Origin of the sequence: Ideonella alba (genome assembly GCF_018069875.1) — a bacterium.
In the GTDB taxonomy this organism is placed as follows: Bacteria; Pseudomonadota; Gammaproteobacteria; order Burkholderiales; family Burkholderiaceae_C; genus Ideonella; species Ideonella alba.
Map to the genome: position 1 here is coordinate 575,338 of NZ_JAGQDF010000001.1, position 26,645 is coordinate 601,982.

Annotated in this window: 11 protein-coding genes; 7 read left to right on the plus strand and 4 right to left on the minus strand. The window is 72.2% G+C overall.

Annotated elements, in window-relative coordinates; translation table 11 throughout:
• Positions 1-197: 197 nt before the first annotated feature.
• The 4 genes from KAK07_RS25570 (at position 198) to KAK07_RS02635 (ending at position 8,639) form a co-directional block, all read left to right on the plus strand.
• Positions 198-323, plus strand: a complete 126-nt coding sequence (locus KAK07_RS25570; RefSeq protein WP_256441015.1) for a hypothetical protein — start codon at positions 198-200, stop codon at positions 321-323.
• A 1,207-nt stretch (positions 324-1,530) separates the two neighbouring features.
• Positions 1,531-2,925: a hypothetical protein gene (locus tag KAK07_RS02625; RefSeq protein WP_210858862.1), complete on the plus strand. Its 1,395-nt coding sequence runs from the start codon at positions 1,531-1,533 to the stop codon at positions 2,923-2,925.
• The gene (locus KAK07_RS02630) at positions 2,922-4,025 is read left to right on the plus strand and encodes a hypothetical protein (RefSeq protein WP_210858864.1); all 1,104 of its coding nucleotides are present in this window, start codon (positions 2,922-2,924) and stop codon (positions 4,023-4,025) included. Before KAK07_RS02625 ends, KAK07_RS02630 begins: the two co-directional genes overlap by 4 nt.
• A gap of 36 nt (positions 4,026-4,061) precedes the next feature.
• A complete protein-coding gene (locus tag KAK07_RS02635; protein ID WP_210858871.1) occupies positions 4,062-8,639 on the plus strand; it encodes an SUMF1/EgtB/PvdO family nonheme iron enzyme in 4,578 nt (1,525 codons plus the stop codon).
• 59 nt (positions 8,640-8,698) lie between these two features.
• Here KAK07_RS02635 and KAK07_RS02640 read toward each other — a convergent pair whose 3' ends face one another.
• Positions 8,699-8,974 (minus strand): four helix bundle protein, encoded by a 276-nt coding sequence (locus KAK07_RS02640; RefSeq protein WP_210858872.1) that lies wholly within the window; start codon positions 8,972-8,974, stop codon positions 8,699-8,701.
• Between the two features lie 309 nt (positions 8,975-9,283).
• The gene (locus tag KAK07_RS02645; protein WP_210858873.1) at positions 9,284-13,819 is read right to left on the minus strand and encodes an SUMF1/EgtB/PvdO family nonheme iron enzyme; all 4,536 of its coding nucleotides are present in this window, start codon (positions 13,817-13,819) and stop codon (positions 9,284-9,286) included.
• 308 nt (positions 13,820-14,127) lie between these two features.
• Between KAK07_RS02645 and KAK07_RS02650 the strand changes: the two genes are divergently transcribed.
• Together KAK07_RS02650 and KAK07_RS02655 are read left to right on the plus strand one after the other, a co-directional pair.
• Complete coding sequence (locus tag KAK07_RS02650) at positions 14,128-18,222, plus strand: SUMF1/EgtB/PvdO family nonheme iron enzyme (RefSeq protein WP_210858874.1); 4,095 nt, start codon at positions 14,128-14,130, stop codon at positions 18,220-18,222.
• Positions 18,223-18,280: 58 nt separating this feature from the next.
• On the plus strand, positions 18,281-18,550 hold the full coding sequence (locus KAK07_RS02655; RefSeq protein ID WP_210858875.1) for a hypothetical protein: 270 nt from the start codon (positions 18,281-18,283) through the stop codon (positions 18,548-18,550).
• A 29-nt stretch (positions 18,551-18,579) separates the two neighbouring features.
• Here the strand turns inward: KAK07_RS02655 and KAK07_RS02660 are convergent, their stop codons facing one another.
• Positions 18,580-20,169 (minus strand): DUF1906 domain-containing protein, encoded by a 1,590-nt coding sequence (locus tag KAK07_RS02660; protein ID WP_210858877.1) that lies wholly within the window; start codon positions 20,167-20,169, stop codon positions 18,580-18,582.
• Positions 20,170-20,462: 293 nt separating this feature from the next.
• On the opposite strand from KAK07_RS02660, the gene KAK07_RS02665 reads away from it, so the two are divergent.
• Positions 20,463-25,013, plus strand: coding sequence for an SUMF1/EgtB/PvdO family nonheme iron enzyme (locus tag KAK07_RS02665; protein ID WP_210858879.1), 4,551 nt, complete (start codon positions 20,463-20,465; stop codon positions 25,011-25,013).
• A 200-nt stretch (positions 25,014-25,213) separates the two neighbouring features.
• Here KAK07_RS02665 and KAK07_RS02670 read toward each other — a convergent pair whose 3' ends face one another.
• Positions 25,214-26,614, minus strand: coding sequence for a ThiF family adenylyltransferase (locus KAK07_RS02670; RefSeq protein WP_210858881.1), 1,401 nt, complete (start codon positions 26,612-26,614; stop codon positions 25,214-25,216).
• Between the last annotated feature and the right edge of the window lie 31 nt (positions 26,615-26,645).

A 26,645-nucleotide genomic window follows, 5' to 3' on the forward strand; every position in this document is an offset into this window, starting at 1 on the left:
AATCCGGGGGCGATTCACAGTGGCTCGAGCTGCTTCTGTGAGCGCTGCTGTGCCATGGTCTTGCTCGCTAAACACCGCCCGTGATTTGCACGGGTGCCTCGTCCAATTCGGGATGAAGCCGCAGCAATCCCCTGTCGACGCCGTGGAGTCCAAGCAGGAGTACTGTTGAGCCTCCACCCTTCCAATGGGAGGCCGCCATGGACATTCGTCGTTACCACCTTCCGGACTGGATTGCCCAGTTTGCAGATCCTGAGTCGATCACCAACATTGTGATCGGGGTGCTGGCCGTGATGGCCATCGTGGCCTTGATGATCGGTATCTAGCGGACGGGTGTTCGCTCGGGGTGAGCTAGGCCAAAGCTGGGCTGCTGCTTTGGCCGGTCCGGAGCCTACAGCCTTGAACGCACCCGGGCTCAATGCGCCATAGCGTTGCCGATGAACGGCCGTGCTAGCAACGTTCAGAGGTGGTCGCTTAGACTCTACGGACGATGCCAATGCCCGCGTAGACTGCAGACATATTTGCGCTTGGTGGGCGGGACATCGCTCCGCGACATCAGTATCTGCTGACTGGCTGCGTTGTTGCTTCGGTTGGGAACCTCCGTCACGCGGAGCTACAACGGTCGTTCGAGCCTGCAGTTGGGCGGGCTGTCATTGAGCGACCGCCGATGGCAGTGTTAGCTTCAAAGCGAAGGCATGGCTAGTTGACATAATTAAGGCTGCCGCGCAGACCGACGACACTGCCACCAGCGCAATGCCGTACCCCGGGGCAGGCTTGGCCGCACAGTCGGGTGTCGAACGGCCTCAAGACGACCGCATTCGTCGTCTCGGCGATCTCTTCATGACCAGCGAAGGCGACTGTGCCACAGCGTGCGACACGAAGCGCGCAGCGACGGTCCGGTGGCGTCGCCATCGGCGATGCAGTCGCCGATCACAACGGCGCTGACCTGAAGGTCCGGCCAGCGCCTCGATCCGTCGCCGCCTGTGTTTGAATACGGTGACTGGTATGGGGAGTTCCCGGGGACTGACCCCGCCAAAACAGACCAAACCAGCGCAAAATGTGGAATGAGTGGCTCAGAAAAGTTCAATTAAATCAACGGCTTAAGTTCGAAATCTCACCTACGAACCAAGGGGTCGTGGGTTCGAATCCTGCCAGCCGCGCCAACTTCTGAAGGGGCCTACCGTGAGGTAGGCCCCTTTCTCGTTTGGCGGTCACGATGAGGCCGTCGAATTCGCCGATCGTCTGGGAGCCGCCCGCGTAAGCCGCACTGGAACGGCCGCGATGGGCGCTCGCCGAAACCGCTGCTGGGTGGACACCCAGCGTCCAACCCGAACGACCGCTACAACAGCGTCCGCGGGCCGCTGGCGGTCCCGCGCCGCTCGGCAAACTTCATCTCCGCCCACCGGTCCGCCAAGATCCGACTGAACCTTTGCCGGTTTTTGTCCCCAGGCTGGCCACTCCGGCTGGTTCAATCCGAAGCGAAGCGCAGTACGGTAGGCATCTCGCCCCGCACCACCCGCCAAGGAGTCGGCCATGCCACTGGAGGAGAACGAGCAGGTCCACATCGCAGCCATCCGCGAGCACTGGCTGGGCCACCGCTGCATGCCGTTTCCGGCAGACGGCCTGGTGCCGCGGGAATACACACGGCCGCTGCCGGGTACCGAGTTGTCGTCCGGCGCCCAGGCCGTGGCTGCGGCGGACTTTGCTGCGGCGCTGATCGCGGGCGAAGTTCAGCGACTGGAGGCAGCCAAGAACCCCAAGAGCCCCTTCACCACCTTGCTGGCCCACGCGGCCACTGCCTTTGCCACGCGGCATGAGGCACTGCTGTCGCCCGTGTCGATCAAGAGCCGCTACCACCCGGGCGTGACGGTGTGTGGCGCCCTGCGCCAGCTCAGCCTGCTGCGCGACGGGCCTTCAACCGCCATCGACCTGGCACGCCAGCACTGGCGTTCGGTGGACGGGGTGTTCGTCCCCAAGCTGCTGGCCCAGGCCGGCGAGCGCAAGGTGTCCGGGCCCAGGAACCAGGACGGCGTTCGCAAGACCTACGACTACGCCGACGACCCGACCCAACTGCCCTATGCGTGGCGCCCAGAGGCTCCGCTCGACTACCGCTGCACCTGCCAGGACTGCAGTGACCCGGCGGCACCGACCCAGCGCCCCGCAGTGCCGGACCGCCCCAAGCCGCGGAGCAAGAGCCACTTGCAGACCCTGCGGGAGCTGCGGGAGCTGCTGGTCCACCCGGGCGCCGAGTGGTGGCTGCTGAGCCGCCTGTTCCTGGCAGCGCTGCATGGCCACCTGGGGTGGATGCCGGCGCGCACCGCCAGTGCCGGGCAGGTGGTTCTGGATCGCCGTATCGAGAAACTGCTGCGCCGCCGCCGCGACCAGCCCCAGGCCGACCACGACACGGGTCTGGCCGTCGGCCTGGTGGAGGGCCTGCGCTGGCAGGCACCCACAGGACAGCACTGGCACCACGCCACCCTGACCGATCTCGCGCCGCAGGACCCGGCCGCCATGGGGCCCGCTGTCATGAAGTTCCTCAGCAAGCAAGCGCTGGACACCGACTTCTTCCAGACCCAGTGGCCCCTCGTCATGGCGCTGGCCCGCGAGATCGCCAGCGACCTCACCAGCCCCGCGCTCGCGCCGGCCTCCGGTGCGCGTGCCGCCACTGATTGGCAGGCCCTGCAGATGCACATGGACAACACGCGCCGGACCGTCATCTACCACCTGGCGTATCGGGAAGGCGGCCCCAGCGCCGTTCCCGCGGGCAAGGGCCGGCACCCGCCCTGTACCGTGATCAACGCCGATTTCATACGTGACAAGCTGCTGCCCCGCCTGTCCACCATCGCCAGCTACCACGGCTGGATGCACGAGCGCGGCCACGACATCGTCGCCGCCATGCCCGACTCTCTGACCGCCACCCGACCATGAGCCTTGCCCTGACTGACGCCCCGCCGCCCGAGGTCAACCTGCTGTACCCCGAGTTGTGGCTGCTGCTGACCGATCCCACCCAGGAACCCGACGCGGCCCCCACCATCAACGCCCAGTTGCAGGCCCTGGCCGGCCACGACCGACTGGCCGAATGGCGATGGCGCCATCGGCGTGTGCGCGCCATCGGCCCCGATGCCCTGGCTGCCGAGGTGCGCGACGCGCTGGCTGCCGGCTGCCCCGCCGTGCGCGTCCACAGCAGCCAGCCCATGCCTGAGCTGGACCAGGCCATTGACGAACTGGACCTGCCACCGGGCACCGAGCGGCTGATCAACCTGCACGGCTGGGACCAGCCGCTGGCCGTTTGGTGGCCCCGCGTGGCCGCTGAACTCACCCGCCCCGACGCCTGGGTCGAGGTGGGCTGGCGTCTCAGCCGCGGGGCGCGCATTCCGCTGTTGGCCATGCCGGGCGACAAGGCCAGCGGGCGCGATTACCAGGCGGCCTTCAAGGCCTGGCGCGCCGAACGCTTCAAGCTGGGTGACAGCGGCCAACTGCCAAGCGACGAGGGCAACGAGGTGCTTGAGCCGACCATGGAGGAGGCGGCACCCGAGCCCAAAGGCTCCCATGACCCGGACACCGTCGCCGTGCCGCGCCCCCGCTGGCAAACCCCACCTCCGCCGCTCAAGATGCCCACCGCCAACCGCCTGGGCCTGGGCGTTGTGGGCGCACTCGGCGCGGCAGCGCCCTTCAGCCACCCGTGGTTCCCCGTGGCCACGTTGCACGGCGAGGCCCAGGCCCCCGGTGCCGCCGGCCGCTGGCCCTACACCCTGTACATCGAACGCCAAAGCGTCAACGACGCGGACGACGCGTCCTGGCTGGCCGTCCGCGTGCGGGTGGCCTGGGCGCCCGCCGTGGCCGAAGCGGCGCGCCTGCTGGCCCACCGGCTGGTGCTGCTGCCTCGCCTGCAAGCCCCGGTGGTGCTCAGGCTGGCGGCCGGCACCGACCAGGCGCTGTTCAGCCCGGCCGGCGGCGCCATCGCCCGCATGAAAGACTGGCCGAAGGCCTTGCCCGGCACCGCAGCCACCCTGATCCCTCTGCCATGATGCGCTGAGCACGCCCACCGCCCCCACCCGCTTCACATGCCATCCAGCAACGCCCCGGCACCGGCCAGTCCACCTCCCTGGCCCGAGATCTCGCAAGACCAGTTGCTGGCCCTGGTGCCGCGGGACGCCACCGGCTGGCCCGGCCTCTTCGGCCACGCCCTGCGTCTGGCCCAGTCCGGCGACCATGCGCTGCGCGCCCACTGGCTGCAGGCCTGGCCGGCCCAGGCCGCGGCACTGTTCGCTGTGCTGGCCGAGCAGCGCCCGGCCAACAACCCGCTGCTGTGGCCCACCGAAGAAACACCCAGGCAGCAGCTCCAGCGCGTGCTCTACGCCTTGTTCTGCGCCCACGACCAGGCGCTGGAATCCGAGCGCCAGGTCCCGCCCGACACCACCCCCTACGGCCAGACCCTGCTGTGGCGCGACGCCGCTCTGCAAGACGCCGCCGGTCAGCTGGCCTTGAACCCGCAGCACCCCGCCAACCCCGGCGAGCGCGGCGACCCCGCCATCGCCCAGGTGCAGCTGCTGGTGGACGACAGCCTGCGCGGCGCCCTGCGCGCCGTGCTGCGCCTGCGCCTGGTGCCGGCGCCCGGCGCCTTTCTGGCCTTTGTGCCCGCACCGGCCAATGCGCTCACCTTCTGCGCCCGCAGCTTTGTGGATGCGCTGGACACCGTCACCCGGCTGCTGCGCCGCCTGCTGGCCCCGGGCCGGGCCGAGTTGCAGCACATGGCCCTGCAGTGGAACCTGCACACCCCCGAATACCCGCTGCTGGCCGTGGAAGGCCCCTCGGCCGGCGCCGCCTTCAGCATGGCCGCACTCAGCCTGCTGCAACAGCACCTGGACCCGGCCGAACCTGCGCTGCGCCAGGCCCTGGCGGCCGTGGCCCTGCAACCCGGCCTGCTGGCCCAGGCGGGCATCAGCATTGCCATCGACGAACACGGCCAGCTCCACCCGGTGGGCGCCGCACCCGACAAGGCCCTGGCCTACCAGCACCGCCGGCCGGGCCGCCCGCTGCCCATGGACGCCCAGCACCTGTTCCTGCACCCCGACAACCACCGGGAGCTGGACGTGGGCCTGCTGCCCCATGTGCACACCCACCCGGTGGCCAGCCTGCCCGAGCTGCTGCATGAGATGGCCCAGGCCGCGCAGCCGCGCCCGGCCTTCCGCGACGTGCTGGCCCAGATGCCGCTGCACGCCCCGCCGGAAGACGACGACCAGCAGCCCCCACCCCCCGCCGACCAGCGCGAACTGCTGGACCGTCAGTGCGAAGCCGCCTGGCACGAGCGTGACCAGGTGCGCAACCTGCGCGACTACCTCATCGTCCGCTGGGCCTGGTGGGCCCGCCACAGCCAGGGCGAGCTGCACATGCGCTTCGTGCCCCTGGCGCTGAAGGCGGCGGCGGGTTCCGAGGGCCTCGCCCCGACCCTTCCCACCGTTCCACTGCCCGGCCTGTCCCACCTGCTGCGCGAACTGCACGACGCCGACCGCGGCGAGGACCGCGCCAAGGCCCTGCTGCTGCAAGGCCAGGCCGGCGCGGGCAAGAGCACCCTGCTGCAGCGCCATGAACAGGCGCTGGCGCTAGACGGCCTGCGCCGCCTGCTGGCCGGCCCGCAGGGCGCCGCCGCGGCCGATGACACCACCCCCATCGAGCTGCCGCTGTACCTGCCCCTGGCCAGCCTGCCCGCCGATGTGCCCGACCCACTGGCCTGGGTGCGCAGCCGCGCCCACCAGCTCTACCCAGCCTTTGATGAGCTGCACGACCTGCTGGCCGGCCGCCCCACGCCGCGCTGGCAGCGGGTGCAGCTGCGCCTGCTGCTGGACGGCCTGAACGAGCTGCCCGAACCCCCGCACACCGGCCGCTTCCAGCGCGCCCAGCAGGTGCTGGACCGGCTGACCAGTGAACTGAAGCTGCGCCTGGCGCCGCTGCTCAGCGCCCGCGGCCACCACGGCTTTGACCAGCTCAGCCAGGTGCAGCGCGGTGCCTGCGTGCAGGTCCAGCCCTGGCCGGCTGACATGGTGTGCAAGTACGTGGCCCGCTGCTTCAGCCAGCGCGGCGACAACGGCCAGGTGAGCGTGCACCCCAGCGGCCAGGCGCTGATCAAGGCCTTGAACCAGCCCGAACACCGCCACGTGCTGGACCTGTGTGCCACCCCCTTCAACTCCGCCGGTCAGGTGCGCCTGTGGGCGGGTGGCCGCCAGAAGCTGGTGCGCCACCGGGCCGACCTCTATGCCCGGCTGCTGCGCGAAGCCCTGCTGCGCGAACTGGGTGTGAACCACGACGACGGCTCGCTGCGCAACCCGCTGTTCCACGACCCCGCGCTCATCACCCCCGAAGAGCGCCGCTTCCTGCAGGACCCCAGCCACTGGGAAGGCGACGAAGTCACCTGGCCCGATGCCGGCGGCGCCCTGCTGCCCGGCCTGTTCCGCCAGGCCCTGGCCCAGTGGCTGGGCACTGACCGCCCGCCCGAAGAGCGCGGCACCGTGGAAGTGCCGCTGAACCACCCGCGCGACCCCCAGCGCAGCGTGGCCCACTGGCTGGCGCCCGCCACCCGCCACAAATGGCTGCGCGCGGTGCGTGACCTGGGCATGGTGGCCGAAGACACCGAAGGCCGCGGCCAGCGCTTCCGCTTCATGCACCAGAGCTGGGGTGAATACCTGGCCAGCGTGCGCCTGCTGGCGCCCACGCCTGAAGCCATGCCGCCTGAACCGCTTGCTGAACTGCAGGCCCGGCTGCAGCAGGGCCGCGCCTTCGAACGCAGCGCCGAAGACGAACTGGCCCACCAGCGCCAGCAGGCTGACCAGGAATGGTGGCAAGGCGCGCCGGGCCAGGCCTGGTGGCGCTCGCTGCTGGCCCAGCCGCTGCCGCTGCGGCTGAGCGATGTGAAGCGCGAGATTGGCTGGCCTGAGCACTACTTCGCGGAGCATGGTGACGTGGAGCGCAGTGCCTGGGGCGACTGGCAGCGCCTGCATGCTGACGGCGCGCTGGAGCTTGACGCCGCCAGCGACAGCTGTTCCATCACCCTGCAGGGCTGGGGCGACATGCTCGTGCTGGCCGAACTCTACGGCCGCCCCGGCCAGCCCTGGGCCGAGCAGGCGGCTTGCGTGCGGGCGCTGGTGCTTCAGCACTTGTGGACGCCTTGGCAGACCGAAGTGCGCCGCAGGCTCACCGGCCACGTGGGCGAAGACCGTGCCAGGGACCTGTGGCGCAGCAACGGCGCGCTGGCCCTGCCCAGCGTGGGCAGCCTGGACGAAGTGCTGGGCCTGGCCCTGCTGGCCCTGCCGCGGCCCGGCCAGCAGGCCTGGCTGCGCTGGCTGCTGCAGCACGGCCTGTGGGCGGCGCTGCAGCCGGCCCTGCCCGAACTGCAGCGCCAGTTGGAAGACGGCGCCACCGCCTGGGCCGCCGCCCCGCCCTGCGGCGTGCTGCAGCACCTGCGTCGCGTGCTGCTGCTGCGCCAGCTGGATGCCGGCGCGGCCGCCCGCACCGGCGTGGAAGCCTCAGGCCAGGCGGCCCTGCTGGCCAGCCGCGATGCCGATTGCGACGCCGCCCTGGCAGCCCACTGGCGCCAGGAACAGGCCCAGGCCTTCCAGGGCCCCGGGCGCGACCTGCGCGAACGCCTGCACGCCGCCCAGCTGCTGGGCCTGCTGGGCGACAACCTGCGCTATGAAGCCGCCGCCGCGGCCAGCGGCACCGGCCTGCGCCCCAAGCCCGCCCTGTGGGCCGGCGTGGGCCAGCCCGGTCGTGACACGGCGCACCGCATCGGCGACGAGCCGGGCGATGCCCAAGCCTGGCCCAACGAGCAGCGCGCGTTCAACACACCACCGCTGCCCTACTACCAGGTGGCCCGGCTGCCCCTCACCTGCGCCGAATGGCGCTTCTTCGTGCAGGCCGGCGGCTACAACCCGCAGGCCGAGCACTGGCGGCTGGCCGGCCCGGCGGCGCAGCAGTGGCTGCAGAAGTACCTGAAGGACACCGGGTTGCGCTGGCAGGACTACCAGCCCGAAGCCCTGGATGACGCCGACTGGGGCTGGGCGCTCAACCCGGTGACCACGATCAACGTCTTCGAAGCCGTGGCCTATGCCTGCTGGGCGCGGCCAATGGTGGCAGGCACCGCCGGGGCGCCGGCCGCGCCCGGGCAGCCGGCCTGGTGGCTGTGCCTGCCCACTGAAGTGCTGTGGGAAGCCGCCCAGCGCGCGGGGGCCGATGGCCTGCCGGCCCCTGTGCCGCGCCCTTTGCCGGCCGCGCAGGCCCCGGCGGCCCAGGCCTTCAACCATGCCGCCACCGGCTGGAACCGGCCCAGCCCGGTGGGCCTGTTCAGCGCGGCCTATGGCCCGGCCGGCCAGGCAGACGGGCAGGGCAATGTGTGGGAATGGTGCGGCAATGCCTTGCCGGCGGGGCCCCGGCCCTACCACCACCCCGGTTCGCAAGACGAAGCCCAGGCGCGGTGGAACGGCGCGCTGCCCACCTTGCAGACACCCCGAGCCCTGCGCGGCGGGGCGTTCGACGTCACGGCGGCACAGTGCCGCGCCTCGTGTCGCGGCCACAACCTCCCCGGCAGCCTCAGCAGCGGCACGGGCGTGCGTTTCGTGCGTGTTTGGCCGCCCCATTCAGAACCCTGAACACCGTGGACCTTCGCATGTCACCCCGGTGGCCGAAGCGCGCCGGCCGCCGGCCGCCGTCAACCCGGTGCAGGCCCGCGCGGCGGCCCGTCGCCCACCTGGCGCCGCCAACCACCCAGCGGGCGGCCCAGCGCCTCGCACAGGCCACTGAAGTGCTGGTATCGGCCATCGTTCCACCAGCGCCAGGTCCAGGCCAACTGGCCGTACTGGCGCAGCTGGTCCAGTGCCGTGTCCGCCGTGCGCAGTGCGGCGGCGCGCCCGCTGCCGCGCTGGTGGCGCGCTTCCACCAGCGCGTCATGCACGCGCATCGCCAGCGTGGCCATGTGCTGGGTCACGGTGGGGCGGTGCTCGCGCGGTCACCGCGACGGCGCGGGGAGCCGGCAGAACTGCGCTGAGCCCCGCAGGCCGGTATGGCGCGCCCATGGTCTCGGCGTGGCGCGGCCTGGCAACAGGCGGCGCCGCGGCGCATCTCGAACCGGGCCGCACCCTGGATGCATGCATCCCGGTGCGGCCCACCTTTTTTCGGGCCTGCGCTGCGGCCAGAAAGTTTTTTTTTGCGGCTCGCTTCGCGAGCCGGGCCCACCGCCACCGCCTGCGCGCTTCGGCCCTGGTGTTGGCATGCCCAGACCCCTGGTGTTCAGGGTTCAAGGGGGCGGCCACACACGCACCAAGCGCACCCCGAAGTTGCCGTAGTGGAGGCCGGGGCGGTTGAGGAGGCGATACGAGGCGCGGCACCGTGCCGCCGCGTCGGTGAACGCCCCGCCCCGCAGGGCTCTATCGCCGCGGTCGCCATCCTCCGCCGGCTGGTTGGCCGCCACCTGGTCGGCCTCTTCATGCCAGCCGCGCGCAAGTTGCTCGTCGGTCAGGGCATTGGCGCAGAACTCACACACGTTGCCCTGGGTGTCGGCCAGGCCCAGCGCGGTGAAGCCGCGGCTGAAGCAGCCCACCGGGCTGGGGCGCGCCCAGCGGGTGTTGGCATGGTTAAACAGGGTGGCCGGCGGTGGCGTGTCGTGTGCGGCTGCGGGCTCCCCGCGCAGCGGCCCGCGCGCGGCGGCTTCCCATTGCACTTCGGTGGGCAGGGCCAGGTGGGGCCGCGACGCGGGCTGGCCGTCTGGGCCGGGGGCTTCGTCCCACTGCGCATCGGCCCATTCGGCATAGGCGCACAGGGCGCGCCAGCTGATGCCGGTGACGGGCTGCAGCGGGTTGTTGAAGTCGGCATCGTCGGCCATCGTCCACTCCCAGCGCTGGCCCTGCGGGCTGCGGCGGAACCAGCGCCATTCACCCACCGTCAGCGGCAGCCGGCAGGCCAGGAATCCGGGCAAGGGGGCCTGCCAGGCCGGTTGCTCGTCATCCTCGTCACCACCGCCAATCCAGAAGCGCTGTTCCTGGTTGCGCTCGCTCGGCCCCACCTGGGCCCACAGCAACGGGTGGGGCCGCAGCCCTGGGCTGGCGTTCGGGCGGGTGGGCCGGATGAACTGGTAGCGGATGTTGTCGCCCAGTTCACCCAGCGCCAGCCCGGCCTGCAGCCGCAGGCGCAGCCGCTGCCCGGCGCCCTGGAAGGCGGCGGCGCGCCAGCGCTGCCAGGCGGCCTGCAGTTCAGCCGGCAGGGCCACGGCGGGCGGCGCATCCAGCAGATCCAGCAAGCCGCTGGCGCGCACGCCGGCCAGGCTGGCGGCGCCGGCATCCAGGCTGTGCAGCAGCAGCACGCGGCGCAGGTGCTGCAGCGCGGGGTCAGGCGGCCGCGGCTTGGCGCCGGCGGCAGCGTGCTCGCCCCAGGCGCCTTCGGGTTCCAGCCGGGCCTGCAGCGCCGGCAGCACGCCCGCCAGCGCCGGCCACAGCGGCCCGGTAGGCTGGCCGGTGGGCTCGTCCGGGGCGCCGGCCCGGGGCGCGGCAGGGCCATCGACCGCCAGCAGGGCCTGCAGCCAGGCCCGCAACCGCGGCAGCGGCAGGCCGAGCAGCGCCAGGCCCAGCACCTCGGCGCCTTCGGCCGCGGGCGGCTCTTCCAGGCGGCCTTGCTGGCCCTGCAGGGCCTCAACCGCCTCGTCGCCCAGCAGGTCGCGCAGCGTCTTCCAGAACTTGTCCCGGAACACCGGGCGCAGGCGCTGCAGCACCAGGAACTGCCAGCCCGCCGCGCCGGCCTTGCGCGGGTTTCGCCAGTCTTCAGCCTGGCCCAGGTTCAGCGCGGCGCTGACACCGAAGGTGTCGCCCCACAGGCCCAAGTTCGCCCTGCACCAACGCTGGCCGTCTTTCGTGATGTCTCGCCAGGTGCCGTCGCCAAAGAACTCTGGGAAGTCGCTGACCACTTGCCGGCTCGCCAGTTCCATTTCCCGCGCATCGCGCGGCGGTGGGTTGTAGCAGTCGTTGAGTAAGTCCTCCCAGGGCACGGGCAACCCGTCCTTCAGCAGCCCGGCCCACACCGCCTGCGGCACGGCCTGCCAGGCCTGGCTGCCGTCCTGGGCCAGGGCGCTGATCTCGGCTTCGTCGCTGTCGTGCGGCAGCGCCGGCAGCCACAGCCGCCGCAGCAGCCCGGCGCTGGCCGGCGGGTTGGTGGCCAGCAGGGCGCAGCTGGCCAGGAATTCGCCCCAGGCCTGGTGGTCGAATGCCCAGGTGCTGCAGGCGTCGTCCACCTGCACCACGCCCAGGGCGCGGGCGGCGCGGGCGAAGCGCTTGCGCAGCGCCTCTTCGGGGTGGGTCAGGGCGGCGTCGGTGCTGCGGTGCAGCCAGGGGGCCACGCTGTCAAAGGGCTGCTCACCGGCGGTGCGGTCGGTGCCGGCGGCGGCCGGGCCGGCATCGGCGGCCCACTGGGCCAGGGCCTGGCCGGCCAGGCTGCGCACCAACTGGCCCTTGAGCGTGGTCACGCTGGGCGGGCCCTGTTGCTGCCAGCGTTCGTCGTCTTCAATGGCGGCGCAGTCTTCGCTGGTGAGCAGCACATCGTCGGCAGGGCCCACGCCCAGGGCGCTGTCGTCCAGCGCGTTGTCCGCCTCGCGGGCCTCTTCGTGGCCGGATTCCCGGCCGCGGGCGCGGCGCAGCCGCTGCCACAGCCAGGCGTTGAACAGCGCGGCGCGGTCGCCCGGCAGGGCCTTCAGGCCGCTGTCCATCAGTTCGCACTGGGCGGCCAGCTGCTGCGGCCGGCCGCACAGGCTGAGCGCGCCCTTCACCGCAGCCAGGGCCTTGAAGCGGGCTTCCACCTCGCCCGGGAACCACTGGCCCAGGTAGGCCTTGATGTGGCTGTCGGTCCAGTCCTGCACCTCCACCTTCAGCACCTTGAACTCTCCCAGCGCGTCGGCGTGCTGGGGGCGAATGCTCAGCAGCAGCGGCAAGCCGGCAGGGCCGCGCAGCAGCGCCTGCATGGCGCCCACCACCTGGCGGGCGCGCGCCGGGCGCTGGCCGGCATGGGCCACCCGCAGTTCGTTCAGGCCGTCCAGCAGCACGCGGGCCTTCAGGCCGCGTTCGCGCGCCCAGCTGCCCTGGCCGGCCAGCAACTGCAGCAGTTCGGGCGGCAGCTGGTGGCTCAGCTGTTCGCGCAGCCAGGTGTCGGGTGACTCCTGCGGCAGCAGCTTGTTCAAGGCCAGGTACACCGGCAGTTCATGCGGCGGCGGCTGGCCGGCGTCGTCTGCCGTGGGCACAAAACTGCCGGCATGCCACTGCAGCAGCCGCCGTGCGGCGCGCTGCAGGTGGTGACGCAGCAGGGTGCTCTTGCCGGCACCGGGTTTGCCGCGCAGCAGGTAGCCGTTTTCCTTCATCGTGCTGTCGCGCTCGAGCAGCAGTTCGTGCAGGCTTTGGTACTTCCTGTCCTTCTCTTTCAGCGGCACCAGGTCCAGCGGCACAAAGCGCTGCGGCAGGCTGGGGTGCATGGCCTGAGCGCATTGCGCCCAGCAGCGCAGCAGGTACTGGCGCAGTGACAGGGCGGGCTGCTGGGCCACCTGCCGCAGCAGGCCGGGGCTGGGGCTGAGCGGGGCGTCACCGGGCGCCACCAGCAGGTCCCACAGCTGCTGCTGCTCGGGACTCAGCCGGTCGGCCTGGCTGGCCAGGACCTGGGCGGCCTCCAGCACGCTGTAGTAGGGCTGGATGGCCACGCGGCCGGGCGCGGCCTGGCCGGCGCCCACGGGCACGTCTTGCAGGTGGCTCACGCCCAGTGCCAGCGGGGCCTCGGCGCCATCGTGGGCTGCCTGCGCAGCGATGGCGTGGGCCAGCGGCAGCAGCGCCTCGCTCTTCTCGCCCAGGCCACCCACCGGCAGCATCTGCCAGCCCGGCCCCAGCGCGGCCGTGAACGCGCAGCGGCGCAGGTGGCGTGGTTCCAGCGCCATCAGGTCGTGTTGCCAGCTGGGGGGCGCCGCGGCGCGCAGCAGCCACAGCGCACCCAGCGCCAGGCTGGCGCCGGCAGACGGGCCTTCCAAGGTGAGCAACGGCTGGCCGTCGCGGCGGTACAGGTCCCAGGCGATGGCGGTGTCCTGCAGCGGCCAGGCGCCGTTGTCGCGCAGGTCGGCCAGCAGCGCCTGGCGCAGCTGGGCCAGGGTGTCGTCCCATTCGGTGTCCACGCGCAGCAGCAGGCTGCTGGCGGGCGCCGGCACCAGGCACAGGCGGGCCCCGGGTTCAGGCACCAGGCGCAGGCTCAGCTCGGCCTGCACGCCTTGCCGAAGCGCCGTGTTCACCAGCACCACCGGCAGCGTGCAGGCGGGGCCCGCCTGCGGTGGCAACCAGCTGTGCCACGGGGTGCGCGCGGCCGGGTTGGCGGCCTGCGGGTCTGCCGCCGGCCCGCTGCGCACTGCCGCCTGCAGCCAGCGCGCGGCAATGCCCATGGCCTGTGCCAGATGCTGTTGCGTGACGATGCTGAGCGGCGCGGTGTCGGGCCCGATGCCCAGCACCTGGGGCGGGGTGTTGGTGTGCAGGTCATGGCCGGCCAGCAGCGCATGCACCACCCGCTGCACCTGGTGCAACGGGCGCTCCACCCACAGCCGCGGCCGGCCTTGGGCATCGGTCAGCGGCGGCAGCTCAGCCACGATGGGCAGATGCGCGTCCAGCAGCGCCGCCGCATCGGTGGTGTGGGCCGGCAGGTCGGCCACGAAGGGCAGCAGCTGCGGCGGCAAGGCGCCTTCGCGTGCCAGCAACAGGTGCTGCCAGCCTTCGGCGCTGAAGCCGGGCAGGCGGGCGATGAAGTCCTGGATGTCTTCGGGGCGCATGCGTGGACCTGTGGTTCTGGCGCCTGGCGCGGGGGCAGGGCGGCCGGCCCATTCTGCCGTCACTCCTGCGCGTTATCGGGCGCAGCGGGCGCACCATGCCTTTAGGCGACGCTGAACAAGTCGCCGCGGATGGGCGCGCCCTGATTCGGGATGGGCTGCAAGGCGCACACCACAGCCATAGCCCGGGCTATGGCGAGGATGTGCAACGCCGCAGACCGCCCGAAGCAGGGATGCGCACGCCGCGAGGGGCTTGTTCAGCGTTGCCTTTAGCATCGGGCCTGCCCGCTTCACCTGCGGCCATCGGCCCGATGCACCACTTCCTCCACCCCTCCGTACTTGAGAACCGCCTGATCAACCAGGCGGTGGATGTGGCGCTGACCGCCACCCACGAGCGCCCGGCGCTGCCGTCTGAGATCGCCTGGATTCACCTGGGCCGCGCGTTCCCGCCGTGGCTGCTGCTGTGCCACCAGGTCTACTTTGAGAGCGCCCACCGGCAGGCGGGGCAGGGCATGGATGCCCGCGTGGCCCACGCGCTGCAGGCCCGCCAGGGTGCGCTGCAGATCACCGGCTTTGCCGCCGACGACGGTGATGCCCACTGCCGGCCTGCCCACGCAGGCGGCACGCACTTCACCCCCGCCCAGGTGGCTTTCCTGGCCGCACAGGCTGCCGCGGGCCAGCCCGAACCCGACGACCTGCAGGCGGCCCTGCTGGCGCGCTGCTGTGTGCAGGGCGGCCTGCCGCCGCCGGACCTGTCGCTGCGCGTGCTGCTGGTGGGCGGCTGGCAGTACGCCCACGGCGCCAGCCAGCCCGCGTGGCTGGATCTGTGGCGCGTGCCCGAACCTGGCCGCCGCCTCACCCAGCCGCTGAGCCTGGTGCGCGCCCCCGGTGCCGTGCTGCTGCCGGGCGATGCGGTGTTTGAGACCAGCCTGCAGCGCGTGCAAGCCCTGCTGCGCGCGGTGCTGCACCCGGATGCACCCAGCCTGGCCTTCAGCCTGCGCCCGGCCACCGTGCCCGGTCAGGACGAGGCCACGCCGCTGTCCGCCATCACCGGTGCATCGGCCAGTGTCAGCCTGGCCCTGGGTGCGCTGTGGCTGCTGCAGGACCATCTGCAGGCCCCGCACGCCGCCTTGCAGGACCAGCTGCAAGACCTGGCGCTGGAACGCCTGGTGGTCAGCGCCGCGCTGGGCGAGCTGCCGGACCCGGCGGCCGGCGTGCCGCCCTGGCCCAGCGTGCACCCGGTGGGCGGCATGCCGCACAAGCAGGCCCTGTTCGAACTGCTGGACGACGCCGACCGCGACGATGGCGGCACAGGCCTGCTGCTGGGCACTGCCGCCCGGCAGCCCGGCCTGGCGCACGATCCCAGCCATGCCGACCCCGAAACCCTGCCCGCCTTCATCGAGCGCCTGTGCCGCACCGCCGGCAGCGGCCTGGCCAGCCCGGAAGCGCGCCGCTTGCACCACCTGCTGGTGCAGGACGATGCCGACATTGCCGACACCCAACTCATCGAAGCCGTGCGCGCCCAGCCGCGCCCCGCCACGCTCAAGGCCTGGCTGGTGTGGCGCTGGGCGCAGCGTGCCGGCGGGCCGGATGCCGCCTTCAGCAGCAGCCCGCACCGCCTGGCGCAGCGCTACACCCAGCTGACCCTGGCTTCCAGTGAGAAGGAAAGCAACGACCCGAGCACCCAGCCCGAAAAGCCCCAGCCACCCCAGCCCTACCGCCTGGAGCAACTGCTGGACGACCCTGCGCACGCCCACCACGCCGGCTGGTTGATCGACGCCGCGCCCTTTGCCGGCAAGTCCACCCTGCTGGCCTGGCGCGAAATGGGCGCCGCCCGCCGCGCGCTGCAGGCCCTGCGCGGCGTGGCGCCGCTCACGCCCTACGCTGCCGACACGCCCAGCCGGCCGGTGGACCACATCGAGGTCTGCGTGCTGCTGCCGCTGCGCGAATGGAAGCCGCAGCCGGCCGACGAAGCCGGCCTGCGCCAGCAGTTCGAGCAGTTCCTGTTCGACAGCGCCCCGCTGCAGCGCTGGTGGCCGCGCCAGGCGGCACCCGGCCAGCCGCCGCAAGCGGCGCCGCCGCTGCCCTGGCTGCGCCACGGCATCCGCCTGCGCCTGTGCCTGGACGGCCTGAACGAATTCAGCGCCGCCACCGATGAGCTGCGCCAAGCCGCGCTGCACGCCCTGTGCAACAGCCTGGCCCTGCGCCAGGCCTTGCTGCTGCCGCCGATCTTCACCGTGCGTGAACGCGAGCGCAGCCTGCTGCCCCACAGCCCGCTGCACCCCGGCTGGCGGCTGGCCCAGGCCAAGGTGGAAGCCTGGTCGCTGGACGCCTGCGCGGCCTACATCGACCAGGCCGGCCTGCAGGCCGACGCGGCCCAAAGCCTGAAGCGGTTTCTGCAACCGCCCCAGGGCGCTGACGCCCCACCCGACTGGGCCGATCCCTACGCCCACTTCCGCAGCTTCTGCACCACGCCCGGCTTCCTGGCCGCGCAATGCACCCTGCTGCGCTGGCGCCCCGGCCGCGCCCCGGCCACGCGGCGCAGTGACCTGTTCAGCGCGCTGCTGTGGTACGCCCTCAACCAGGACCTGAAGGATCCTGTCCCCACCACCCTGCTGCCCGCGCACCTGAAGGGCGACGACGCCCTGAAGGCCGCCGAGGCCGACCACTGGCGCCTGCAAGACCGCAGCATGGGCCTGCTGGTGGACCAATTGCTGGCCACCGCCGCCGCCATGGTGGACCAGCGCGGCCTGCCCGAGTACGACGTGTCCGCCGACCGCGCCGCCCCCGGCCTGCCGCTGCACAGCGAGCTGCGCCAGCAATGGCTGGACGCCGTGCGCCGCCTGGGCCTGGCCACGCTGCAGGCCGGGCGCTTTGCCTTCGTGCACCAGCAGTGGCATGAGTTCCTGCTGGCCCTGGCCCGCGAGCGCGGTGCCGACCTGCCCGAAAACCTGGCCGCGCCCGCGCTGAACCCCAGCAGTGAGGACCTGCTGGCGCATCTGCAGCAGGAGGATGCGCGGCTGGAGCTGCCCACCGTCTCACCCCACCATGAGCGCTTGCGCTTCACCGCCGAACTCTCGGGCGACCCGGTGGCCTGGATACGCCGCCTGCTGCCGCTGAACCTGCCGCTGGCCGCGCGCATCGCCATCGACCACCAGCACCTGCTGGAACCCGACGGCCCCTACCCCAACACCTCTCCCGGCGACCGTCGCCGCGGCCCGCACGGCGTGCTGCAACTGCTGCGCCATGTGCTGCTGCTGACCCAGTCTGACGCGGGCGCCAGGCTGAAGCCCCGCATCCGCACCAGCGGCGTGCTGGGCATCGTGGAAGCCCCGGTGCTGAACCTGCCGGCCGACGACCCGCTGCAGGCCTGGTGGGCACAGCGCCTGCGCGCGGCCTTTCAGCCGCAGGAGGTGGACCTCCGCCTGCGCATCGAAGCCGGCTTCCTGCTGGGCGAATTGGGCGACAACCTGCGCTACGAACTGGTCACCGCCCAGGCGCCCGAAGGCGACTGGCGCACCGGCCTGCGGCTGAAGGCGGCGCTGTGGGCGGTGTTCGGCAAGCCGGGGCGCAAGCAGCGCTTTGTGATCGGGGCGTCGCGGTGGGACAAGGAGGCCAAAGACAACGAGAAGCCTGCCTGCGCGTTATGGCTCGATGCGTTCGCCATGGCTAGGCTACCGGTGACAGTGGCGGAATGGCGCTGGTTTGCCAAGAAGGGCTATGACAGTGCGGATGCGCCGTGGTGGCGGGCTGTCGGCGGCGGCGCCAGGAGCTGGGTGAGGGACCGTCCTGTCGGCCTATTCACGAGCGCCTGGGCATTGGGTGATTCGCGAGTAGCGCAGGCCGCCCAGCCCATGCTGTGCCTCAGCCCCTATGAGGCACAGGCCTATGTCGCTTGGTGCCAGCCGCTCTACATGCAGGCTGAGCCAAGCCAAGCGCCCGCCTCTGTCGCCGAGCGCTGGCCGGTTCGCGTGCCACCTGAAGGTCAATGGGAGGCCGGCGTTCGCGGACCCGCGCCGTGGTGGTCGCCGTGGCTGCGCGCGCTGCCACGCTGGCCGTTTGAGTTTGAGCATGCTGCCGCCGCGTTGCTTGTGTTCAACCATGGCAAGAAACTCAATCGCACTGCCCCAGTAGGCAGCTTCTCTGCGGGCGTCACCGCCCATGGCGTCTTCGATGCCTGTGGTCAGGTGTGGGAATGGTGCGCGAGTCGGCAGTGGGATTTTACCTATCGAACGATTGATGGCCGGCGCGAGATGCTTGCTGAGTGGTTCGACGACCAAGCGGCGAGGCGAGTGGCCGCACGTGGCGGCACGTTTTTCGACCAATTGGCGAAGTGTCGCCCTTCATGCCGTTTTGAACTTCATCTTGGCCAAACCGGTGTACGTTTGGTACGTACAGCCTACTGAGAGTCAACTACACGCTGGGCCTTCTCCCGCCAGAACAGCGCTGGCTGACCCCGCCACATTGGACGCCTCTGGCGGCCGTGGCCTGCTGCCCGCCCGCTGGCCAGCGCGGGCCGAGCTGCCCTGTGCGCGCGTGGGCTATGCGGGCGGGCTGTCAGCGCAGGCGCTGCCCAGCCAATGGTCGCTGCTCCAAGCGGCTGCCGGCGGCCTGCCAGACTGGATCGACGCTGAAACCACCCTGCGCGACGAGGCCGACCACTTCAGCCTGGCCCGCTGCCACGCCTGGCTGGCCACGGCGGCGCGGCTCGCGGGCGCGGCGGGTTTGCCTTGATGGGCCCACAGTGCTGAAGGGCCCCTACATCACGCATGAATGAAGAACCACCGATCGATGAACTGGTCGCTCAACCACCAGGACGGCCCCGCGCTGCCGTAGCGGAAATTGCGGGCTCCGGCCTGGCTTTGAAGGGGTTGCACGACGTGCCCGTCGGCATCGCGCAGGGCGGCGTGTCCGGCCACTTCCGGCACCACCACGGTGATGTGGCCGGAGCGCCCCGCGGCCTTGCGGTCGGCGCAGATGACACCGATGCCACCGCCGTTGGCCGAGTCCTGCAGGGCGGTGGTGTCGAAGACGCGCGTCCAGCCGAACAGCGGGCCCATGTCGCACAGCCAGGCGAACAGGTCGTCGGCCTTCAGTTCCCGGACGGTCTTGCCGTAGAGAACGGGCACGTCCATGCCCTGCGCGATCTTCACCAGGGCCGAATCGGTCCACCAGACCCGCGGCAGGTAGACGCCCGCCAGGTAGCAGTAGTCGGCCGCGTAGACGTTGCAATAGGTGGCCTGCAGCGTGGGCTGGTACCGCGGGCTGGTGGGCGAGGCCAGCCAGTCGCCGATTTCGGTGAGCTGTCGCACCCGGTCGGCCGGCGAAGCGGCGGGATCGCGCGTCTTGCGCGAGGCCTCGCCGATCGGGAAAGCGCGGCCTTCTGTCGACCCGCGGTGGGCGCTGGGCTTGTTCTCGGCCAGGCTGGCGGCGGGGATTGACACGGCCGCTGCCACTTTGGTGGGTGCCAGCAGCGGCGTGGCCAACGGGCCGGACGCGGGCGCCTCAAGCCTGGACTCGGCGATGTGGCCGATGACATCGCTGCCGCCCAGGGTGGTGCGCACGCGCTGCCATCCGGGGGCCGACGGGCCCAGCAGCCGCACGGACTGCCCGCCGGGCAGAAAGGTCACCGGCTCATTGAACCGCGTGGTGGGGCAGTGGCGGAGGTTGCCCCCGTCGGCCACGACCTGCCGGACCTCACCTTCACCGGCCTGCACGTTGAAGCCCACGGGCTGGAACTGACCGAACTCATCCTGGGCGTCGCAACGCTCAAACTCGGTGCCCAGGTTGCACAGGCTCTGGCCGGTGTTGAGCGTCTGCTTGACAGTCCATGAGGTGTAGGTCTTGGACTCACGCCAGCCGGTGGCCTCGGCCAGCCAGCGGTAGCTGACAAAGCCCAGCGCACCCACCAGGCGACAGGCCAGTCCCGAGCCATACACACCGATCTTCAGGTAGGCCGTGCCACCACCGGCCTCGCGGAAGACCTGGTCAATGGCCCGGAAGTACGGGATCACCGCCTGCTGGATCTCGGCCGCACTGAAGTCGGTGTCCACGGCAAAGTAGACGGCACTGCCGGCCGGTTGCCCGACCTGTCCGGCAAAGACGATGGCGGATTGGGCATCCGCGGTGCCGCGTGCAGCGCCAAAGTCCTCAAGCTTCCGGGCGCGGTCCTGGTACACCGTGGCGACGAACAAGCCGCCACGGGCCAGCGCGGCCGCCTCGGCAGGGTGCAGCCGCTTCTGGGGCTGGGTGGTCGTCCTCGAGTGGTAGCGGAAGACGAAGCTGCGGCCGCTGCTGGCCAGGCAGGCCACCGACGAGTCGCAACGCAGGTTGGTAGACAGTCCGAGCAGCATGGTGGTCGTCCTGGGTGGCTGAGGTGCTTGGCATTGTCAGGCGCCTGGGCTGGATGGCCCTGCATCGGCGTCCACAGGATTGGGGACGAAAAACGCCTGCAGCCCGGATGCCGCTGACGCCACGAACCATGTCCGCCCGGGGCGGCCATGGGGCCACCACTGCGGCCCCTGCGCGTTGGCGCGCATCACCCAGGCCACTGCGGTCCTGCCCCTGCAGTCCGCCGCCGGCCGACTGCGCATTCCAACTGCACAATGGATTCACGCTCGCACCACGCCCAGTCCCACGCACACGCATGAGCCCCGAGAAAGCCCTGCACCTGCTGTACCTGAACGCTGAAGCACACACCGAGTGGCACCGGTCACTGGTGCTGCGCCAGGGCACCCAGCCGCCGGCCTTGCTGGATGTGGCGCGCCTGGCCGCCACCCACGCGGACAGTGCGGCACTGGATCAACTCCGGCTGGCCACGAACAGCCTGCTGCACACCTTTGATGGCTGGACCTGCGACGAAGCCCCGGCTGCGCTGGCCCTGCGCGCGGTGGTCCAGGTGCTGTGGGGGCAGGGCGTTGAAACCGCCCCGCCCGACGACCTGTTCACGCCCCACCCCGCCGTGGCCGCCATCCGCGACGAGTGGCTGCGCCAGGCCTCAAGGATCCACCACACCCTGGACCATCACCCCGCTCTGCGCTGGCAAGCACCGCTGAACCTGGGCGCGCAGGCGCAGTGCGAACTGCCGGTGCTGCTCAGCGGTGCCGGGCCGCACCAGGGTGTGGTGGCCAGCCTGCGCCTGCGCCTGGTGCAGCAGGCCGATGCCCATCTGGCCCTGGTGCCCGCGCCCACCAGCGCCTTGCTGCCGATGACGCCCTTGTTTGCCGACACCTTGCGTGCGGTGACCCGGGCCCTGCGTGCCACGCTGCTGCCGCCGCCCGCGGGCAGTGCACTGCCGCCGCTGCAGCACATCGCCATTGCCTGGGACCTGGCGCCTGCCAACCCGCAGGTGGACATGCCGCTGGTGGACGGCAACTCGGCCGGTGCCGCCTATGCGGTGGGTGCGCTCAAGCTGCTGCAAGACGCCGCGCCCGCGCCATGGCGCCAGTGGCTGCGCCAGGTGTCGCGCAGCAGCCTGCGGCGCACCACCGTCACCGCCGCGCTGGGCAGCGATTGGGCCCTGTGCGCCGTGGGCCAGGTGGACAACAAGGCCGGAGCCCTGCTCCCCCTGGTGCGCGCCCTGGCCGCCATGAAGGGCCTGCCCCAGCGCCTGTATGTGGCCGCCGAGCAGACCGAATACCTGCTGCCGCTGGAGGAGCAGGCGCCGGAACCGGTGGGCCAGGCCAGCATGGCCGACCTGCTGCAGGCCTTGGCCGACGCCTGCGCGCCGCTGACGGACCACCAGCACGCCCTGCTCCAGGACCTGCTGGCCGAAGCCTCGGTGCCGCCGCAGCCCAGCAGCCGGCTGGAAGCCGTGAAGACGGCCGACGCACCCACGCTGCAGCAGGCCCTGCTGCGCAGCTGGGCGCAGTGGGAGGCAGACAACCGCGTGCAGGCCACCTTTGTGGCGCTGGCCGTGCGTGACAACGCGCTGGGCGAAGACGAGCCCAGGATCCAGGGCCAGGACTTCAACGGCCTGCCGCAGCTGCTGCGCGAATTCGACCCCCGCGGCCTGCACGACGCCTACGTGCTGACCGGCCCCCCCGGCGCCGGCAAGACCACCTTGCTGCGCCACCACCTGCAGCAGCTGTGCCGCCAGGCTCTGCAGGACGAAGACCGCGGCCACACCCCGGCCGAGCTGCCACTGCTGGTGCCGCTGGCTGAGCTGCCCGAAGAAGAGGCCGATCCGGTGGCCTGGCTGCGGCGCCGCCTGCGCCTGGAGGCCGCGCCCGAAGAACTGCAACAGTTGCTGGACCCGCAGCGCCCCCGCGCGCAGCTTCCCCAGCCCCGGCTGCTGCTGGACGGCCTGAACGAGCTGCCCATGGCCGACCCGCGCCAGCGCCCCGACCGCGCCGCCGACGTGGTGCGGGCCTTCCGACACGCGCTGCCGGCCGCGCCGCCCCTGCTGCTGTCGGTGCGCCCCCACCATGTGGGCGACATGCCCGGGCTGCGCCTGCTGCGGGTGGATGTGCAGCCCTGGGGCGACGACGGCATTGAGCGCTACCTGCAACTGCGCTGTGCGCCCGACACCGGCCACCGCCCGGGCGTCTGGCAAGAGCACCTGGCCGCCCTGCGGGCCGTGCCCGGCGCCTATGCGCTGTGCAGCACGCCGCTGAACCTGGCCGCCTATGCCGACCTGCTGGAAGCCGGCTTCACCCAGCCGCCCGGTGACCGCTCGGCCCTGTTCGCCGCCTGGCTGTGGCAGCGCCTGCGCCGCGCGCTGGGCCTGGTGCCCGGCCACGCCCTGGTGCCGGCCCACGAGGCGCTGCTGAAGACCGCGGGCCTGCTGAGCAGCGATGACCTGGACGCCATCCGCCACCCCAGCGCCTGGCGCAGCACCCGGCTGCGCCAACTGCCGCTTCAGGGCCAGCTGGTCAGCAGCCTGCTGCAGCAGGCCGAAGACCAATGGTGGGCCGACCTGGACACCGGCCGCCCCGCCCACGAGCGCGGCGGCGTGGCCGTGAAATGGAGCCAAACCGCGCTGTGGCTGCGCGACACCCGCTACCCGCCCCACGATGCGCGCCACGACGCCCTGCGCACCGCCTGGGGCGCTGCCGTCAGTGTGCTGGGTCTGGCGGTGGTGGACACGGTGCACGACAGCTTCAAGTTCAGCCATCAGGCCTGGGGCGAATGGCTGGCCTCCATGCGCCTGCTGCCCGGCGACCCGCCGCCGCTGCCGCAGCCTGCAGGCCACTGGCTGCAGCGCGCCTGGCATCGGCTGAAGCCCCAGCCGGCCCCGGCGCCGCTGCACCCCCACCTGCAGCGCCTGCTGGCCGCGCTGGAACGCAGCCGCTGGCCGCAGCCCGGCACACGGCGCGATGTGGATGAACTCAAGCACCAGGAACGCCAGGCCGATGCCGGCTGGCAGGCGGTGCCGCCGCAGGTGTGGCAGGAGTTGCTGGCCAGCGGCGTGGAGATCGACACCGACGACCTCTTGCGCGCCACCGTGGGCCTGCCGGCGGGGGCTGACCGGCAGGCCTTGCTGCAGCGGGCGCAGACGCTGCGGGCTTGGTGGTTCGAGCGGTTGATCTTCGAGCCCATCGACGGCACCACCCGCTGGAAGGTGAATCTGCGCCGTTGGGGCGACAACACCCAGCTGCGCAGCGTGTACGGTGCCCAATGGGCCAACCGGCCCACCGCTTGGCAGGTGTTGATTCACCAGCAACTGTGGACGCCGGTTGAGGCGGCCTGCTGGGCCTGGCTGGCCCAGCGCCTGCCCCAGGGCACCTTGGCGCGCATGCAGCAGGAGCTCGGCGGCCTGGCCCTGCCGCCGCCGGGTGAGCTGGACGAGGTGCTGGGCCTGGCCCTGCCCGCTGCGGCCCAGCCCGCCGCCTGGCTGGCGTGGCTGCTGTACCACGGCCACTGGCAGCCCTTGCGCGCGGCCCTGCCGGCCCTGGTGCAGCAGCTGGAAGGCCCGCCGGCGCGCACCTGGGCAGATCCCCACCCGGTGCTGCAGCACCTGCGCCGCCAACTGCTGCTGACGCTGTCAGACACCGGCCGCAGCGCCCGCCGCCCGCTGCGGCGCGCCGGCCTGCTGACGCTGCTGCCGCAGGCCATTGCCGGCTTGCCGCCGGCCCTGCAGGCGGCCTGGCAGCGGCAATGGCATGGCGCCCTGCGCGGCCAAGGGGTGGACCTGCGGCTGCGCTGGCTGGCGGCTGAGCTGCTGGGCCTGCTGCGCGACAACCTGCGCTATGCCTGGTGCAGCGCAGCCGAACCTGCCGCTGGCCCCGCAGGCGCCTGGCCCGCGCGCAGCGGCCTGCGCCCGGTGGCGCCGCTGTGGGCCGGCCTGGGCACGCCGGGCGGCCCACCGGCGCGCTACCGCATCGGCAGTTGGCTGGGCTTTGCAGATGAGCAACCCGCCTGGACGCTGCCGCTGCCGCACTTCCAGATGGCGCGGCTGCCGGTGACAGTGGCTGAATGGCGCTGCTTTGTGGACGGCGGCGGCTATGCCAGCGCCGACGCGCCCTGGTGGGTGGCGGCCGGCCCGGCGGCGCAGGGCTGGCTGCGGCGCGCGCTGGCGGGGCAGCCTGTGGGCCAGGCCTACCGGCCCTGGGCCTTGGGCGACCCGCGCTACAACAGCCCGCTGCAGCCCATGGTGGGCATCACCCTGTTCGAAGCCCTGGCCTATGCCGCCTGGGCCGATGCCTTCTACCGGGCCGAGCAGCAAGCCGAGCGCGAGGCCGGCCTCACCGTGCTGGAACTGCGGCCGCCGACCGAGCTGCAGTGGGAAGCCGGCGTGCGCGGCCCGCGGCGGCCGGGCCAGGGCTGGCGCACCGGGCCGTTGCACTTCAACCACGGCCGCAGCCGCTGCAACGGCCCCACACCGGTGGGCCTGTTCAGCGCCGCGGCATCGGCCACCGGCCTGCTGGACGCTGCCGGCAACGTGTGGGAATGGTGCAGCAATGCCCTCGCAGCCGATGTGCGGGCGCAAGGCTGGCGCGGCCCTGGCCCCCGCCACAGCGCGGGCCAAGCTGCCAGGCTTGATGATGAAGACAGCTTCAGAGCCCTGCGGGGCGGTGCGTTCCGCAACTCAGCCACGCTCTGCCGCCCTTCGTGCCGCCTCCGCTACCACCCCGACGACCGCTACGGCGGCATTGGCGTGCGTTTGGTGCGTGAGTGGCCGCCCCATTCAGAACACTGGACACCTGCAGCCGTGGCGGAACCACCCGGTGGGACGGGCGCGCCGCCGGTGGCCTGAGGCCCGACGCGCGAAGCGCGCCCGCAACAGATCTTGCTGCAACGGTCTGCGGGCCGCGCCAGGCCGCCCGGTAACACGCACAGCAAGTGGAAAGGGGGAGCTTTCCAGCAGCGCCAGCGACGGGTGGCTGTGCCGGGCTGCCTGCATGCGTCATCTGCCATGTTGCGTGGTGGGCGCAGCGGTGTGCCGTGGCCGCACCGTCAAGCCGCACGCCGTGTGGCCGTGGCGTTCATGGTGGCCTGCACGGCCGCGGGACCGGCGCCCACCAGGGTGTGGCAGACGGGGCAGTCCATTCGCGCTGCAGCGCGAACGTCATGGTCCAGCACCTGCAGCCCGCCGTCGGGGGTTTCGCTCAGGCGCCGCCGCAGCGGTACGGCCACCCGGCCGGCGTACAGGTGCTCAAGCAGGCGCAGCGCGGCGTGGGCGGCCACGCCTTGCCAGCTGCGGGCGCTGGCCTGGTGCGCGCTGTGCAGGGGGGCGGCGGGGTCGGGCCCGCCCGCGCCGCAGACCAGGCAGCCGGCGCCGGGCAGCACCAGTTGAAGCTCGGCATCAAAGCCCTGCGGGCCGGCCTGGGTGCGCACGGCCAGCAGCGGTTTCAGCAGCGCTTGCGACCAGGCATTGGCCCAGCGCCGGGCCTGCGGGTCCGTGGTGCAGCACAGCAGGCCGTCGGCGCCGGCCAGCAGGCTGCCGGCGGCGGGGCTGGCCACGCTGAGGGCGCGGGCATCGCAGCGCGCGCCGGGGCGCAGCAGGCCGCGCAGTTGGTGCTGCAGCGCCACCGGCTTGGGCTGGCCTTCGTGCAGCGGCGGCAGGTCGGCCAGCAGGCTGCTGGCGCTCATGGGGGCCGGGTCCAGCAGCTGCAGGTTCACGCCCATGCGCGCCAGGCTGTGGGCCAGCAGGGAGCCCACGGTGTCGCAGCCCACCACCATCCAGCGGCTGCGCTGCAGCCGGCTCAGCACCGGCGCGCCCAGGGCGGCGCCTAGGCGGCTGTGGCGCAGTGGCGTGTCGTCAGGCAGGGGCTCGGCCGCGTCGCGGCGGCTGTCCAGCATGCCGGCGCCGGGCAGTGCCACATGGGCCACCGGGTGCCAGGCGGAGCGCGCCCCCGGCTGGCCCTGCAGGGCGGCCCAGGCGTCGCCGGTGCGCAGCCAGGCGTGCAGGCTGCCGTCGGGCTGCAGCCACAGCACCGCGATGTCAGGCACCAGGGCGGCGCAGGCCAGGCGGTGTTCCGGCGCGCTGCGCGCCAGCCACACATCCCAGGCCGCAGGCGTGGCGGGGCAGGCCTCGCCGTGGGCGCTGCGGTAGAGCAGCGCCAGGCCGCTGGGCGCATCGTGCCACGCACGCTGCGTGGCCGGCCCGCGGCAGGCCTGCACCGGCAAGCGCTGCGGCGGGCCGCTGTGCAGCCGCGGTATCAGCGCCTGCACCTGGCTGCCCAGCGCGTGCAGGGTCAGCGGGCCGTGGGCCAGCGTGCCGAGGGCGCTGGCCGGCGCGCTGGACGGCGCCGGCCAGGGGCGCTGAAGCTGCTGGTCCAGCAGCGGGCGCGGCAGCGTCAGTTGCAAGGGCAGGGCGGCGTCGGGGGCAGACGCCAGGGTCAGGTGAAGTGGCATGGGAGGTGGCTCGCTGGGCGCGGCCGCGCCG

Coding starts and splice junctions, on each gene's coding strand:
- KAK07_RS02645 (WP_210858873.1), bottom strand. CDS start 13,819: ATGCGCCCCGAAGACATCCAGGACTTCATCGCCCGCCTGCCCGGCTTC.
- KAK07_RS02665 (WP_210858879.1), top strand. CDS start 20,463: ATGAGCCCCGAGAAAGCCCTGCACCTGCTGTACCTGAACGCTGAAGCA.
- KAK07_RS02630 (WP_210858864.1), top strand. CDS start 2,922: ATGAGCCTTGCCCTGACTGACGCCCCGCCGCCCGAGGTCAACCTGCTG.
- KAK07_RS02670 (WP_210858881.1), bottom strand. CDS start 26,614: ATGCCACTTCACCTGACCCTGGCGTCTGCCCCCGACGCCGCCCTGCCC.
- KAK07_RS25570 (WP_256441015.1), top strand. CDS start 198: ATGGACATTCGTCGTTACCACCTTCCGGACTGGATTGCCCAGTTTGCA.
- KAK07_RS02635 (WP_210858871.1), top strand. CDS start 4,062: ATGCCATCCAGCAACGCCCCGGCACCGGCCAGTCCACCTCCCTGGCCC.
- KAK07_RS02625 (WP_210858862.1), top strand. CDS start 1,531: ATGCCACTGGAGGAGAACGAGCAGGTCCACATCGCAGCCATCCGCGAG.
- KAK07_RS02660 (WP_210858877.1), bottom strand. CDS start 20,169: ATGCTGCTCGGACTGTCTACCAACCTGCGTTGCGACTCGTCGGTGGCC.
- KAK07_RS02650 (WP_210858874.1), top strand. CDS start 14,128: ATGCACCACTTCCTCCACCCCTCCGTACTTGAGAACCGCCTGATCAAC.